Here is a 14,035-nt window from a genome sequence, read left to right on the forward strand (position 1 = left end):
TCAGCAAAAGCCGCGGCGCGGGATGTAACACGAGCAGTGAGGATGCGCGATGAGCAGTGAGCGGACCCGCCAGGTGGTGGAGAAGTACTTCACCGACCTGGAGCGGGGAGACCTGGATTCGGCGCTGTCGGCGCTGTCCCACACCATCGACTTCGAGCTGCCGGTCGACCGGTGGAACGAGGTCATCCCGTACCTGGGCCGCCACGTCGGCCTGCCGGCCGTGCGCCGGGCGTTCGCGGTGCGCGGCCAGACCACCGAGGTGCTCGACTACGCGCTGCGCGACGTGCGTGCCGAGGGCAACACGGCCTACGCGGTGATCTACACCCGGGCCGCGCACACCCGCACCCGCCAGGAGTTCGAGATCGAGGACGTGCACAAGCTCGTCGTCGACGACGGCGGCCGGATCGTGGCCTGGAAGGTCTACTTCGACCCCAACACCGAGGTCGCGGCGTTCAACGCCGACCGCGAGGAACGGCTGATCGCGGCGTGCTGGGCCGGTGACCGGGAGGCGGTGGCGGAGCTGCTGCGCTTCGGTGCGGACGTCGACCACCGCGACCCGGTGAGCGGCCTGACGCCGTTGCTGATCGCGGCCGGGCGGGCGGACGCCGAGCTGACCCGTCAGCTCATCGCGGCGGGCGCCGACGTGTACGCGGTGGACAGCGGCGGCGGCGCGACGGCGCTGCACAAGGCGTGCCAGGGCGGCGAGCTGGCCGTGGTGGAGGCGCTGGTAGAGGCGGGCGCGTTCATCGACGCCGTCACGCCGAACACCGGCCACACGCCGGTGATGGACGCGGTGTGGTTCAAGAACCCCGAGATCGCGAAGTACCTGCTCGACCGCGGCGCGGGCCTGAACATGAGCACGCACTACGGGTTCTCGTTGCAGCAGCACTTCGAGTACGAGCTCAACGTCAACACGATGGGCAAGGACAAGATCCTGCTGGCGCACCAGTACATCCAGGAGCGCCAGGCCTCCGACGAGCGCCGTGCCGCCGACCAGCTGCTGATGGCCGCGGTGACGCAGGGCGATGTCGACGGCGTGCGGAAGCTGCTGGGCGACGGCGCACCGGTCGACGAGAAGTTCCCGATCGTCAACGGCTTCAACGACGCGCACACCCCGCTGTTGGTGGCCTCGCGCGACGGGCACACCGAGATCGCGCGGCTGCTGCTGGAGGCGGGCGCGGACGTCAACGCCACCGAGCCGACGTTCGGCGCGGTGCCGCTGCACAAGTCGGTCTACAACGGACACGTCGAGCTGACCCGGCTGATCGCCAACTGGCCCGGTGTCGATCTCGACTTCCAGGGCGCCACCAACGGCTACACGCCGCTGCACGACGCCCTGTGGCACGGGTACGAGGAGTGCTCCCGGATCGTCATCGACGCCGGGGCACGGCTGGACCTGGTCGGCCACGACGGCAAGACGCCGTTGGCGCTGGCGATCGACGAGTTCGGCGCCGACCACCCCCTGACCGAGCTGATCCGCGCCAAGGTCAGCTGACCCCCACGTCGGCCGAGCCGACAGTCGGGCAGAGGGGCCGAGCCGACAGTCAGACAGAGACAGAGGAGTACCGGCAATGCTGTTCTACGTCCAGATGAAGTGGAACCACGAGGGCCGCATCACGCTCGACGAGCTGTGGGAGATCGAGCAGGAGGAGGCCGAGCACGCCCAGGAGACCCTGGACTCCGGGTTCGCCGTGGGCCTGTGGAAGGTGGCCGCGCAGAAGCGGGTCATCGGCATCATCGACGCGCCCAACGCCGAGGAGCTGGACCGCACCGCGCTGGGCCGGCTGCCGATGCGCGAGTACCTGGAGTTCGAAGAGGTGTGGCCGCTGCGCGACTACCTCGGGTTCGCCGAAGACGTCATCAAGCGCTACAAGGTCTGAGGGGGAACGATGATCCACCAGCTGATCTTCGCCGCGCCCAAGCCGGGCATGACGGTGGAGGAGTTCCAGCGGTACTGGGTCGAGGTGCACGCGGTGCAGTACGCCTCGAAGATCCCGCAGATCCGCAAGTACATGATCGACACCACGTTCGACTTCGAGCTGGGCAACGGCGACCCGAAGTGGCAGGGCGTGGCCGAGATCTGGCTGCGCCCCGAGGAGCAGATCGCCTCGCTGCAGACCGAGGAGTTCCTGCAGGGCGCCCGGCTGGACGAGCCGAACTGGGCCGCGTTCTGGCAGAGCCTGGTGCTGGACACCGACGCGCACGAGCTGAAGTCCGGCCCGGCGCTGTACAAGGGCCAGCCCTGGGTCAAGCTGATGATCCTGGTCAAGCGCAAGGAAGGCGTGTCCCTGGAGGACTTCCGCGCCTACAGCCTGCACCAGCACGGTGAGCTGGGCCTGAAGCTGCCCGGTCTGCGCCGCTACATCCAGGGCCACACCGTGGACGGCTGGTACGGCATCGGCGAGCCCACCCTGGACGCGGCCTACCAGCTGTGGTTCGACGACGTCGAGGCGCTGCGCGACGCGCTGGAGTCCCCGGAGTACAAGCAGATGACCGAGGACTTCGAGGCGTTCGTCAACACGCGGTACGTGCACCGCTTGGTGACCCGCGAGCACTGGATCATCGGGCCCGAGGCCCGGTAGCTCATCGGAACGGGCGCGGCCTCGTCCGGTGTCCCCGGCGAGGCCGCGTCCACTGTGGACTTTCAGGGAGTTCCCCATGCCAGGCTTGAGCCGCAACGTGCAGACGGTGCACGACTTCCTCCGACTGCTGGAGGAGAAGGACATCGACGCGTGGATAGAGCTGTGGGCCGAGGGCGCCGACCACTACTACCCGTTCGGCACCAAGATGTTCCCGCGCCACATCGTCGGCAAGACCGCCGTGTACTCGCGGTGGAAGGGCACCCCGGACCTGTTCGAGAGCTGGGAGTTCCCGATCACCGACGCCTGGGAGGACGGCGACACCGTCATCGCCCGGTTCGACGGCAACTGCCTGCTCAAAGGCGGGAAGCGGTACCGCAACACCTACCTGTCGATCTTCAAGTTCACCCCGTCCGGCCAGATCCACGAGTACCACGAGTTCTTCGACCCGATCATCGCGGCCGAGGAGTTCGGGCTCGCGGAGATCAACTACACCAGCTGACTTGCGAGGAGGAGCGGACCGTGGTGGACCAGCGGGATCAGCCGCAGAGCACAGGACACCGCGTCCTGGTGTGCGACGTGGACAACCTGCCCGACGGCGAGGTGATCCGCGTGCCGAGGGAGGAGACCGGCGCCGACGACGCCATCGCCGTGTTCAACGACGGCGGGCGTTTCCACGCTGTGAACGACACCTGCACGCATTCGAGCGCGTCGCTGTCGGAGGGGTGGGTGGAGGACGGGCACGTCGAGTGCCCCTTGCACGGCGGAACGTTCTGCCTGCGCACGGGCCGTGCGACGGGCGCGCCCGCCACCGTGGACGCCATCACGCACGGCGTGGAGGTGCACGAGGGCGCCGTCTGGCTGCTCCCCCGCCGATGAGCGGCGACGGGGCGTTGCGCAGCGTCGTCGTGGTGGGCGCCGGGCTGGCCGGCGTCACCGCGGCCGACGAGCTGCGGGCCAACGGCTACGACGGGCGCCTGGTGGTGGTCGGCGCGGAAGCCGAGCTGCCCTACGACCGGCCGCCGCTGAGCAAGGACGTGCTGCTGGGCAAGGCGACCCTCGCCGACGTCCGGCTGCGCCCGGAGTCCTGGTACGCCGACCGCGCCGTCGAGCTGCGGCTCGGCGTCGCCGTGCAGGATGTGCGGCCCGCCGAGCGGCGGGTGTTCCTGGGCGACGGGACCGCCGAGCACGCCGACGCGGTCGTGCTCGCCACCGGCGGCACACCGCGTGCGCTGACCGTGCCCGGCGCGGACCACCCGGCCGTGCTCACCCTGCGCACCGCGCACGACGTGGAACGGCTGAAGTCCCGACTCGCGCCCGGCGCGCGGGTCGCGGTGATCGGCGCGGGGCTGATCGGCGCGGAGGTCACCGCCTCGGCGGTGGCGCTGGGTTGCGACGTGACGCTGCTCGACCCGGTCGCGCCGCCGTTGGCCGCGGTCGTGGGCCCGGAGATCGCCCGGGTGCTGCACGCACAGCACGGGCAGCACGGCGTGCGGCTGGTGCACGGCGCGGTCGACCGCATCGACGGCCGCGGCGACCGGGTGCTGCTGCACCTGGGCGCCGTGGTCGTCGAGGCCGACGTGGTGCTGGTCGGCATCGGCATCGAGCTCGACCTGGCCCTGGCCGACGCGGCCGGTCTGGCCACCGACCGCGGGGTGCTGGTGGACGAGGTGGGACGCACGTCCAACCCGCGCGTCTTCGCGGCGGGCGACGTGGCGCGGGCGGTGGGGCCGGGCGGGCCGCTGCCGCGGGTCGAGCACTGGGACGCCGCGCTGCGGGAAGGACAGGCGGCCGCGGCCGGCGTGCTCGGTCTCCCCGCGCCCGCGCCGAGGCCGCCGTGGTTCTGGTCCGACCGCTACGGCACGCACCTGGAGGGCGTGGGCGAGTTCGACCCGGTGGACCTCTCGGTCGTGCGCGGCGACATCGCGGCCCTGGACTTCACCGCCATCGCGGTGCGCGGTGGACGCCCGACGGGCGCCGTCGCGATCAACCGCCCCAACGAGATCAAGGCGTTGCGCAGGCTGATCGAGCGCGGCACGCCGGTCGACCCCGGTCGACTCGCGGACCCGTCGGTCGACCTGCGGTCGCTGGCCCGCGGCGCGAGTGCCTGAGGGCCGACCCACCACTGCTGGAGGAAACCCGAATGACATCCACGACATCGGTGTCCGCCCAGGCCGCCGCCGCGCTCAGCGAGCTGCGGGCGGCGCTGATCGGCGACGTGCTCGTGTCCACCGATCCCAACTACGACACCGTGCGCCGGGTGTGGAACGGCGCGGCCGACCACCACCCGGCCATGATCGCCCGGTGCGCGACCGAGCAGGACGTCGCGCTGGCCGTGCGGATCGCCCGGGAGAACGGCCTGCCGATCTCCGTGCGCGGCGGCGGCCACGACTGGGCCGGCCGCGCGGTGCGCGACGGCGGCGTGGTCATCGACCTGCGTTTCCTGCGCGCGGTGACCGTCGACCCGTACTCGTCGTCCATCGACGCCCAGGGCGGCACGACCGCGGGCATCGTCGGCGCGGCGGCCGACCGGCACGGGCTGGTCGCGGTGACCGGCACGGTCAAGGCCGTCGGCATCACCGGCCTGACCCTGGGCGGCGGGTACGGCCTGCTGGCGGGCAAGCACGGTCTGGCGCTGGACAACCTGCTGTCCGCGCGGGTGGTGCTGGCCGACGGCTCCCAGGTCACCGCGAGCCAGGTGGAGAACCCGGACCTGTTCTGGGGACTGCGCGGCGGTGGCGGCAACTTCGGCGTGGTCACCCGCGCCACCTACCGGCTGCACCCGTTGCGGCGGGTGCTGTCGGGCATGGTGCTGTTCGGGCTGGACCAGGCCAGGACGGTGCTGCGGGGGTACCGCGAGCTGATCGCCGCCGCGCCCGACGAGCTGACCGTGATGACCGGGTTCTTCGCCGGTCCCGACGGTCAGGCGCTGCTGTACCTGCTGCCGTCGTGGAGCGGCGACCCCGGGCGGGCGCAGGGCCACGCCACGCGGATCAGCTCGCTGGGCAAGCCCATCTCGGCGCAACTGGGCCCGATGACGCCGTTCGAGGCGCTGGGGCTGCTCGACGCGGTCGTGGTGGACGGCCGGCACACCACCGCGGCCAACCGGCAGGTGACCGAGGTGACCGACGAGGTGGCCGAGGTGCTGGTGGACGCGGCGGCCCGGATCACCTCGCCGTTCTCCGGCGTGTTCGTGCACCACTTCCACGGCGCCGCGGCACGGGTGCCGGTCACCTCCACCGCGTTCGGCCTGCGTCGCGACCACAACCTGATCGAGGTCGTCGGGACGTGGCAGGACCGGCCCTCGGACGACGGCTCGGCGCACCGCGCGTGGACCGCGGCCCTGGACGGGGCTCTCGCGCCGCACGCGCTGCCCGGCGGCTACCCGAACCTGCTCGGCCCCGAGGAGCACGACCGGGTGCTCACCGCGTACGGCCCCAACGCTTCCCGGCTGATGGCTCTGAAGCGCCAGTACGACCCGGAGAACGTCTTCCGCGCGGTGCCCACGTTGACGCCCTGACCGGCACGGATGTGGTGATGGGCCAGGAGCTCGGTGCTCCTGGCCCATCAGCGCACCCGTGCCGACCGACACCGCACACGCCAAAGGGGGCACGCCCGGCAGGACCGGGCGTGCCCCCCATCACCGCGGGGTGTCACATGTTGGTCATCAGGCCGCCGTCGACGTAGTAGTCGGCGCCGACCACGTTGCCGGCCCGCTCGCTGGCCAGCAGCAGCACGACGTCGGCGACCTCCTCGGGCTTGCTGAACCGCCCGCTGGCCGCCCGACTCGCGACCTCCTTCATGAACGCGTCACCGTCGACGCCGGTGGCCCTGGTGAACGCCGAGGCGATGCCTTCCTCGCTGGTCCACATGTCGGTGACGGTGGGACCGGGGCTGACCGTGTTGACCCGGATGTTGCGCGGGCCGAACTCCTTGGACAGCGCCTTGGAGAAGTTGGTCAGCGCGGCCTTGGACGCGGTGTAGTCGTAGACGTCCGGGTCGGGCAGGTAGGCCATCACCGAGCTGACGTTGACGATCGAGCCCTTGCCCCGCTCCAGCAGGTGCGGCACGGCCGCGCGGCACACCCGCACCGCGGCCATCAGGTTCATGGTCAGGCTCCAGTCCCAGTCGGCGTCGGTGATGGACAGGAAGCCCTCGTTGCGCCGGACCACGCCGCCGAGGTTGTTCACCACGACGTCCAGGCCGCCGAAGCGCGCCACCGCGGCGTCGACCAGCTTGGCCGGGCCCTCGGGCGTGCTCAGGTCCACCGCGACCGGGTGCACCGTGGGGTGGGTGGCGGCCAGGTCGGCGAGGGCGCCGGAAGTCCCCCGCGCGCCCGCCGCGACGTGCACCCCCTCGTCGGCGAGCGCCCTGGTCACCGCGAGCCCGATACCGCGGCTCGCCCCGGTCACCACGGCGACTTTCCCGGACAGGTGCAGGTCCATGTTCTTCTCCTTCTTCGTCAACGGGTGCCGGACGGTGCCCAACGTATTGTCAAAGAATTCCGCTGCGTTTCCCGAGCCTACTGACCACCTCGGCTGCCAACCCTCCGACCAGGGCGGAACGCCCGCACTTCGTGCGATGCGGGCCGCACTTAACGTTGCTCCGGACGGTGGCCGGAATCGCTTCTCCGGAATTCGTCGCGGCGCTAGTCTCGGCGGCGGACGAAAGGAGTTATCCATGCCGGAAGTCATTCACCATTCCGCTGGAAAAGGCCCCTCGGTGTGGTTCGGCGACGCCGTCTACACGTTCAAGGCGACCACCGCGACCACGGGCGGCTCGTTGACCTTCGCCGAGGCGACCGTGCCGCCCGGCGGCGGTCCGCCCCCGCACGTGCACCCGTCCACCGACGAGGCGTTCTTCATCCTCGGTGGTGAGCTGGAGTTCCTGAAGGGCGAGGAGACGTTCCTCGCGGGCGAGGGCGATTTCGTGTGGGTGCCGCGCGGCACCCGCCACCGCTTCCGCAACGTGGGGCTGCACAACTCGCGGATGCTGTTCCTGTTCACGCCCGCCGCGGGTATGGAGGGGTTCTTCAACGCCATCGGCACGGAGGCCAAGCCGGGCGTGGCGCCCGCGCCGCTGACCCCCGAGCAGATGCGGCAGATCGTCGAGCTGGCCCCGCAGTACGGGATCATGCTGTCGCCGCCTCCTCCCGGTCGCGCCGCCTGAGCACCCGGCACAGCCGGGTGTGCCCCGAAGCGGTCAGGGCGGGACCCGACCGCGGGGCGATTCCGGAGGGCACCGACGCGACTTCGCGTCGGTGCCCTCCGACTTTCCCGGCACAGGCACGGGCACCGCAGGCCGCGGCGTACCGGACGCCGTCACGGCCCGGTCGACTTCGGAGCCACCGACTTCGGAGCCACGGCCGACAGGACCGCCTCGGCCAGCCGCCGGGCGTGCTTCGCCGGACCTTGCGCGCCGAGCGACTGGCTCGACGCGTGCAGCCCTTCGAAGATCAGCGTGAGCTGGTCGGCGAGCGCGGCCGGGTCGTCGACGCCGAGCCGCGCGGTCAGCTCACCGAGGCGGTCCCGGATCCAGACCTTCGCCGCCACCGCGTTGCGGTGCGCGGACAGTTCCGGGTCGGGGAACTCGGCCAGCGTCATCAGGAAGGCGCAGCCGCGGCACTGGTCCGACGCGACCTGGGCGAAGATCTCGTCGAACAGCGCCAGGATCTGGTCGCGCGGGTCGTTCCCGGCGGCGGTGACCACCGACCGGAACAGTGCGCGGAACTCGTCGTCCGCCTGTTGGACGTACGCGCCGACCAGCTCGTCCTTGGAGGCGAACAGCCGGTAGAGGGTCGTCGGGGCGACGCCCGCCTCGGTCGCCACGAGATCGACACCGGTGGCCCTGATACCCCGCCAGTAGAACAACTGCTGAGCCACCCGCAGCACGTGCGACCGGGTCTCAGCTGCGGTGCGTTGCACAAAGCCCCCTCGCGGTTGCGATGTTAGGGAAGGTTCCCTATAGTCTAACTCGGCGACGGCACCCTTGGCCACAACGGGTTGGGGCGAGCCAGTAGCCGACGGTCGGTTCGTTGGCGGAAAACCAAGCAAGACCTAAGGAAGGTGCACATGAGTACCCAGCAACCGGCGTTGAGCCCGGGCCGGACCAACCTGGCCCTCGCGACGCTGTTCCTCGGCACGTTCGTGCTGGGCAGCGCCGAGCTCCTCGTCGTCGGCGTTCTCAACTTGATCGCCAACGACCTACAGGTCTCCATCCCCGCCGCCGGTTACCTCGTGACCGCGTACGCGCTGGGCCTGACGATCGGCGGTCCCATCCTGACCGCGCTCACCATCAAGCTGAACAAGCGGACCATCCTGCTCGGCGCACTGGTCCTGTACATCCTGGGGAACCTGATCCCGGTGTTCAGCGCGAGCTACGGGCTGTTCATCGTGGCCCGTGCGTTCACCGGCTCGATCCAGGGCCTGTTCGTCGGCGTCGCGATCGTCGCGGGCATCTCGATCGTCCCGCCGGAGCGCATGGGTCGCGCGATCTCCGTGGTCATCGCCGGTTTCGCGGTGTCGGCCGCGCTGGGCGTGCCACTGGGCACGCTGGTCGGCCAGGCGCTGGGCTGGCGCGGTTCGTTCGTCGCGGTGGTCGCCCTCGGTGTGATCGCGCTCGTCGCCACGCTCGCGCTGGTTCCGTCCGTGCCGAGCATGGGCGGCGGCGCGGGCAACCAGGCCAAGTACGCGTTCGCCCCGCGGGTGCTCGCCGTGCTGTTCCTGGTCTTCCTGGTGATGGCGGCGCAGTACTCGGCGCTGACCTACATCGTGCCGTTCCTGGAGAACGTCACCGGCGTCTCCGGCTCGATGCTCAGCGTGTTCCTGCTCGCCTACGGCGTGGCCACCGCGGTGGGCACGCTCGGCGGCGGCCGGTTCGCCGACAAGAACGCCGGGCGCACCCTGATCGTCGCCTCGATCGGCGTCGTCATCGCACTGGGCGCGCTCTACCTGATCGGCGCGTGGGCGATCCTGGTCATCGTGGCGCTGCTGGTCTGGGGCGTCTTCGGGTTCGGCATGGTGCCCTCGTTCCAGTACCGGGTGGTCAGCCTCGCCGGTCCGGGTGGCGCGCTGGCGTCCTCGCTGCCCGCTTCGGCGGTCAACGCGGGCATCGCGTTCGGCTCGATCGCGGGCGGCGTGGCGATCGGCAGCTTCAGCGCATCGTCCGCGGTGCTCACCGGCGTGATCATCGCGGTGATCGCGGTCCCGGTCGCCTGGGCCACCAGCTTCATCAAGCCGCCGGTGATCGACGAGGCGCCCGCCGAGGCTCCCGTCACCGCCGCCGCCACGCCCGCTCCCGAGCCCGCGTAGCGGTTCGTCCCGGCACCACACTCACGGCGGTGGCAGCGTTGGCGCTGCCACCGCCGTGACCCGTTCAAGCGACCCGTTCAAGCGATCGGAGCGACATGCGTATCGGAGCGGTGTTCCCGCACACCGAGATCGGTGACGACCCCGGTGTCGTCCGGGCCTGGGCACAGTCGGTCGAGGAGTTCGGCTACCACCACGTGCTCGCCTTCGACCACGTGCTCGGCGTCGGTGCCGGCACCCGCCCGGGGTGGCAGGGCTACACCAACGACGCGGCGTTCCACGAGCCGCTGGTGCTGTTCGGCTTCCTCGCCGGCGTCACCACGACGTTGGAGCTGACCACCGGCGTGCTGGTGCTGCCGCAGCGGCAGACGGCGCTGGTGGCCAAGCAGGCCGCGCAGGTCCACCTGCTCAGCGGCGGCAGGCTCCGCCTGGGCGTGGGCATCGGCTGGAACGAGGTGGAGTACGAGGCCCTGGGCCAGACGTTCGGCAACCGCGGGGTGCGCAGCGAGGAGCAGGTCGCACTGATGCGCGCGCTGTGGGCGCAGTCCACTGTGGACTTCGAAGGGCGGTGGCACCGGGTGGACGGCGCGGGGATCAACCCGCGGCCGGGTCCCGGCGCCATCCCGGTCTGGTTCGGCGGCTACAGCGAGCGGACCCTGCGGCGGGTCGGCAGGCTCGGCGACGGCTGGATGCCGCGCCGGTGGCCCGACGAGACCGCCCACGACATGCTGGAGCGCGTGCGGGCGTACGCGCGCGAGGCGGGCCGCGACCCGGCGACGATCGGCTTCGAGACCCGACTGACCCTGGCCCAGGTGCCGGAGGGCAACCGGGCCGAGTTCGTCCGCGGGTGGCGCGACATCGGGGCGACCCACCTGTGCGTCGACACCATGTCGATGGGTCTGTCCTCCCCCGAGCAGCACCTGGAAGTCCTGCGCGACACGCTCAAGCTCATCGAGTCGGCCCTCACCTGACGACAGCACGGGGATGCCCCCTTCGTCACCGGTGGGCCGGGACGAAGGGGGCATCCCCGTCGGGGTGTCAGCCGGTCGGTTCGGCGGCGACCGGCGTGCGCGCCTGGCTCGCCCGACGCGCGCGCCGCTTGGGGCGCAGCAGGTACCACTCGACGAAGACCAGGTGGATCATCATCGCGATGAACAGACCCATCGCCTCGGACAACACGAAGGTGTCGCGGCTGGCGGGGTAGGTGTCGGGCAGCAGCCAGCCGAGCAGCGCGACCTGGCCGTACACGAACGGGCGTGCGGTGGCGATGCAGGTGGTCAGCGCGACGCTGCGCAGCATCCAGCGGCGGTGGTCGTCGAACCGGCGCCCGCGCGCGGCCCGCAGGCCGGCCACCGAGCTGATCATCCACAGCACGCCCATCACACCCAGGACCATGCGCGGACCGTGGCCGGAGGTGGCCAGGAACGCCACCGGGAACGCCAGGATGCCCGACGGGAACACGCCCAGCCCGAAGTAGACGTAGCCGATTCTGCGGTGCCAGCGGGGATGGTTGTTGCGGAACCAGGGCCAGACCTGGACCCACGCGGTCGAGATGGCGATGGCACCGAAGATCACGTGCAACGCGATGATCGGGTACTGCCAGGGCAGCTCCGGGCGGGCTGGCGAGGCCAGCGAGATGGACTCGTCGAAGATGACGTAGCGCCAGCCGCCGGTGACCGCGAAACCGATGCAGTAGATGGCGAGCAGCAGCACCCACCACTGGCTGCGCCAGGCGGACCGGGTGCGCCCGCCACCCGACGCGGTGGCCGCGGGGCGGACGTCTTCCTGTTCGTCGAGGGTTGTCATGAATTCTCCGATCCGGCGCGGCCGGTAGTGCCGAGCGGTCAGTGGGGAAGACGGTGTTCAGGGCGGATCTCCGCGGGCGCGGAGATCCGCCGGGAATCGAGCGCGAGCCGCGCGGACGAGGCAGGTGGTCAGGACTGGTTGACCAGGGTGTAGCTGCCGGCGGCCACCGTGGTCTTGTCGACCGCGGCCAGGAACTCCTGCGTCTCCGGCGCGCCGAAGAAGCCGTTGATGGTGGCCTGGGCGTCCTCCGGGGTGGCCCAGAGCACGACCACGAACCACTCGCCTTCGGCGCTCACCGAGGACCAGCGGGACACGAAGCCGGGCTGCTGTGCCATGTACTCGAAGTGGACCTTCTTGTCGCGTTCCCGGAAATCGGCCTCGGTAACGCCGTCGATCAGCCGGAACCTGATGTTCTCGACAACACTCATCTGTTCTCGCACCTCAATTTCTAACCGGCATTGCAACTCTTTCGATGGCAGTCTTGAGCCGTGCCCAACGCTACCGATCGAGTGCCTTGTCGGATATTTATCGAGAATGCGAGGACTTCACTTCGTGAGGTTCTGCGCGGTAATTGACCGAATACCTCCCGGCGGCTCGCTTGCCCTTGCGCCGGGACGGTACTACGGTGGGCACCGGAACGGTAGGGATCGTTCCGTAACATTTTCTGGACGAACGAGGTTGCCCGTGACCACCACCCCGACCGTGTCCTTCCGACAAGCCCGCCGAGCGCTCGACGCGGCCGTCTCCCACGCGGAGGGCGTCGGTGCCCAGGTGGGCATCGCGATCGTCGACCAGGGCGGCCACGTCCGCGTGCTGGTGCGCCTGGACGGCGCGAACCTGATGGCCGCCGACTGGGCGCTGGGCAAGGCGCTGACCGCCGCGTACACCGGCATGGGCACCGACGACTTCGGCCGGTTCGCCGCGGGCAACCCCGCGGTGCTGGCCGCGGTGCACTCCAAGCCCGGGCTCAACGTGCTGCCCGGCGGCGTGCCGATCGTCGTCGACGGCGTCACGGCGGGCGCGGTCGGCATCGCGGGCGCACCCGGCCCGGTGGAACGCGCCATCGCCGAAGCCGCCATCGCCGCCCTGGGCGACTGACCTCGCCGCTCGGGTTCGCAGAGGTTCGCCCCCGCGGCTCAGGCGGCGAGGCGGTGCACGCCGAGCATGGTGATGTCGTCGGACTGCTCGGCGCCGTCGACGTGACGCCGCAGGGCGTCGTCCACGGTGTCGAGCAGGGCCTCGGCCGAGCGCGCGGGGCGGACCGCAGCGAGCATCGCGTCCGACCCGAAGCGCCGGCCGGCCACGTCCCGCGCCTCCACCACGCCGTCGGTGTAGACGAACAGCGAGTCGCCGGGGTTGAGGAACACCTTGCCGAGCTGGTAGCTGCTGTCGGCGAGCATGCCGATGGCCGGTCCGGTGGGCCGCAGGGACGTTCGGGTGCCGTCGGCGCGGACGACGACGGGCGGGTTGTGCCCGCAGTTGATGTAGACCAGGCCGCCCGACAGCGGGTCGAGCACGCCGAAGAAGACGGTCGCGAAGTAGCCCTGGCGCAGGTGGTTGTGCGCCAGGTAGCGGTTGGTGTCCTCGACTGCGTGCAGGAGCGGGCCAGCGCCGAAGGTCAGCCGCGGTGACAGGTCCGACGCGCCGTCGGCCGCACGGGTGGCGGGTGTGTGCTCGGCGCTGTGCCGCAGCAGGGTCCGGATCAGCGCCATGAACAGCGCCGCGCCGAACCCCTTGTCGCACACGTCGGCCACCACGAAACCCAGCCGGCGGCCGTCCAGCAGCTCGAACCCGTCGTAGAAGTCGCCGGACACCATGCGGGCCGGGCGGAAGCGGGCGGCGAGTTCCCAGCCCAACGGCTTGGGCAGCACGTCGGGCAGGAAACCCGCCTGGAGCTCGCCCGCCGCGGACAGGTCGCGCTCGTACTCGCTCACGGTCGCGTCGACCGCCCGCCGCTGCCCGGCGCTGGTCACCCGGCTGCGCTCCCACGACGAGCTCAGCCGCGTGCGCAACAGGACCGGCGAGTACGGCGGCGAGACGAAGTCGAATCCGGCGCGCACGCACGACTCCAGCGCGCTCAGGTCACCGTCGTCGAACACGAGCGGGCTGTGCCGCGCGTCGAGCTCGGCCAGCCGCCGGCTCAGCTGCGACACCCGGCGCAGCCCGAGCGACGCCGCCAGCAGCACCACGTCGGCGCGGTCATCGTCACCGCTCTCCCCCACCTCCCCCGGTTCCCGCAAACGGACCACGAACCCGGCCGCCACCAGCGCGTCGACCAGCGGCGGCCGTCCCCTGGCGACCACGAGCACCTCCAGGGTCCACTCAGACACCGCGAGTCGCCCG

16 protein-coding genes are annotated in these 14,035 nt (G+C 71.0%); 11 read left to right on the forward strand and 5 right to left on the reverse strand.

Going from position 1 to position 14,035, the window contains the following annotated elements; translation table 11 throughout:
- The first annotated feature begins 49 nt into the window (after positions 1-49).
- From ALI22I_RS29345 to ALI22I_RS29375, 7 genes are all read left to right on the forward strand, one after another.
- The gene (locus ALI22I_RS29345) at positions 50-1,495 is read left to right on the forward strand and encodes an ankyrin repeat domain-containing protein (protein WP_077008800.1); all 1,446 of its coding nucleotides are present in this window, start codon (positions 50-52) and stop codon (positions 1,493-1,495) included.
- A gap of 76 nt (positions 1,496-1,571) precedes the next feature.
- Positions 1,572-1,880, forward strand: a complete 309-nt coding sequence (locus ALI22I_RS29350; protein ID WP_077008801.1) for a muconolactone Delta-isomerase family protein — start codon at positions 1,572-1,574, stop codon at positions 1,878-1,880.
- 9 nt (positions 1,881-1,889) lie between these two features.
- Positions 1,890-2,582: an EthD domain-containing protein gene (locus tag ALI22I_RS29355; RefSeq protein ID WP_077008802.1), complete on the forward strand. Its 693-nt coding sequence runs from the start codon at positions 1,890-1,892 to the stop codon at positions 2,580-2,582.
- A 76-nt stretch (positions 2,583-2,658) separates the two neighbouring features.
- Positions 2,659-3,081 carry a nuclear transport factor 2 family protein gene (locus ALI22I_RS29360; protein ID WP_083752098.1) on the forward strand — a complete coding sequence of 141 codons (423 nt, stop codon included), beginning with the start codon at positions 2,659-2,661 and terminating at the stop codon, positions 3,079-3,081.
- A gap of 20 nt (positions 3,082-3,101) precedes the next feature.
- Complete coding sequence (locus ALI22I_RS29365) at positions 3,102-3,458, forward strand: bifunctional 3-phenylpropionate/cinnamic acid dioxygenase ferredoxin subunit (protein ID WP_238598628.1); 357 nt, start codon at positions 3,102-3,104, stop codon at positions 3,456-3,458.
- Positions 3,455-4,690, forward strand: coding sequence for an NAD(P)/FAD-dependent oxidoreductase (locus ALI22I_RS29370; protein ID WP_077008804.1), 1,236 nt, complete (start codon positions 3,455-3,457; stop codon positions 4,688-4,690). The genes ALI22I_RS29365 and ALI22I_RS29370 overlap by 4 nt, the downstream gene beginning before the upstream one ends.
- A 32-nt stretch (positions 4,691-4,722) precedes the next feature.
- On the forward strand, positions 4,723-6,099 hold the full coding sequence (locus ALI22I_RS29375) for an FAD-binding oxidoreductase (protein WP_077008805.1): 1,377 nt from the start codon (positions 4,723-4,725) through the stop codon (positions 6,097-6,099).
- Positions 6,100-6,232: 133 nt separating this feature from the next.
- Here the strand turns inward: ALI22I_RS29375 and ALI22I_RS29380 are convergent, their stop codons facing one another.
- On the reverse strand, positions 6,233-7,045 hold the full coding sequence (locus ALI22I_RS29380) for an SDR family NAD(P)-dependent oxidoreductase (RefSeq protein WP_238598629.1): 813 nt from the start codon (positions 7,043-7,045) through the stop codon (positions 6,233-6,235).
- A 214-nt stretch (positions 7,046-7,259) separates the two neighbouring features.
- Here ALI22I_RS29380 and ALI22I_RS29385 point away from each other — a divergent pair, with 214 nt between their 5' ends.
- Positions 7,260-7,748 carry a cupin domain-containing protein gene (locus ALI22I_RS29385; protein WP_077008806.1) on the forward strand — a complete coding sequence of 163 codons (489 nt, stop codon included), beginning with the start codon at positions 7,260-7,262 and terminating at the stop codon, positions 7,746-7,748.
- 152 nt (positions 7,749-7,900) lie between these two features.
- On the opposite strand, the gene ALI22I_RS29390 is transcribed toward ALI22I_RS29385, so the two are convergent.
- Positions 7,901-8,503 (reverse strand): TetR/AcrR family transcriptional regulator, encoded by a 603-nt coding sequence (locus tag ALI22I_RS29390; protein WP_077008807.1) that lies wholly within the window; start codon positions 8,501-8,503, stop codon positions 7,901-7,903.
- A gap of 147 nt (positions 8,504-8,650) precedes the next feature.
- Here ALI22I_RS29390 and ALI22I_RS29395 point away from each other — a divergent pair, with 147 nt between their 5' ends.
- Both ALI22I_RS29395 and ALI22I_RS29400 read left to right on the forward strand, forming a co-directional pair.
- Positions 8,651-9,889, forward strand: a complete 1,239-nt coding sequence (locus ALI22I_RS29395) for an MFS transporter (protein WP_077008808.1) — start codon at positions 8,651-8,653, stop codon at positions 9,887-9,889.
- A 95-nt stretch (positions 9,890-9,984) separates the two neighbouring features.
- The gene (locus ALI22I_RS29400) at positions 9,985-10,857 is read left to right on the forward strand and encodes an LLM class F420-dependent oxidoreductase (RefSeq protein ID WP_077008809.1); all 873 of its coding nucleotides are present in this window, start codon (positions 9,985-9,987) and stop codon (positions 10,855-10,857) included.
- A gap of 67 nt (positions 10,858-10,924) precedes the next feature.
- Here ALI22I_RS29400 and ALI22I_RS29405 read toward each other — a convergent pair whose 3' ends face one another.
- On the reverse strand, positions 10,925-11,692 hold the full coding sequence (locus ALI22I_RS29405; RefSeq protein ID WP_077008810.1) for a DUF2306 domain-containing protein: 768 nt from the start codon (positions 11,690-11,692) through the stop codon (positions 10,925-10,927).
- 128 nt (positions 11,693-11,820) lie between these two features.
- Entirely contained in the window at positions 11,821-12,120 is a 300-nt protein-coding gene (locus ALI22I_RS51280; protein WP_077008811.1) for an antibiotic biosynthesis monooxygenase family protein, read from the reverse strand.
- A 256-nt stretch (positions 12,121-12,376) separates the two neighbouring features.
- Between ALI22I_RS51280 and ALI22I_RS51285 the strand changes: the two genes are divergently transcribed.
- Entirely contained in the window at positions 12,377-12,790 is a 414-nt protein-coding gene (locus ALI22I_RS51285; RefSeq protein WP_179118407.1) for a GlcG/HbpS family heme-binding protein, read from the forward strand.
- Positions 12,791-12,828: 38 nt separating this feature from the next.
- On the opposite strand, the gene ALI22I_RS29420 is transcribed toward ALI22I_RS51285, so the two are convergent.
- Entirely contained in the window at positions 12,829-14,022 is a 1,194-nt protein-coding gene (locus tag ALI22I_RS29420) for a PP2C family protein-serine/threonine phosphatase (RefSeq protein ID WP_077008813.1), read from the reverse strand.
- Positions 14,023-14,035 lie beyond the last annotated feature (13 nt).

The organism is Saccharothrix sp. ALI-22-I, from assembly GCF_001984175.1.
Lineage (GTDB): Bacteria > Actinomycetota > Actinomycetes > Mycobacteriales > Pseudonocardiaceae > Actinosynnema.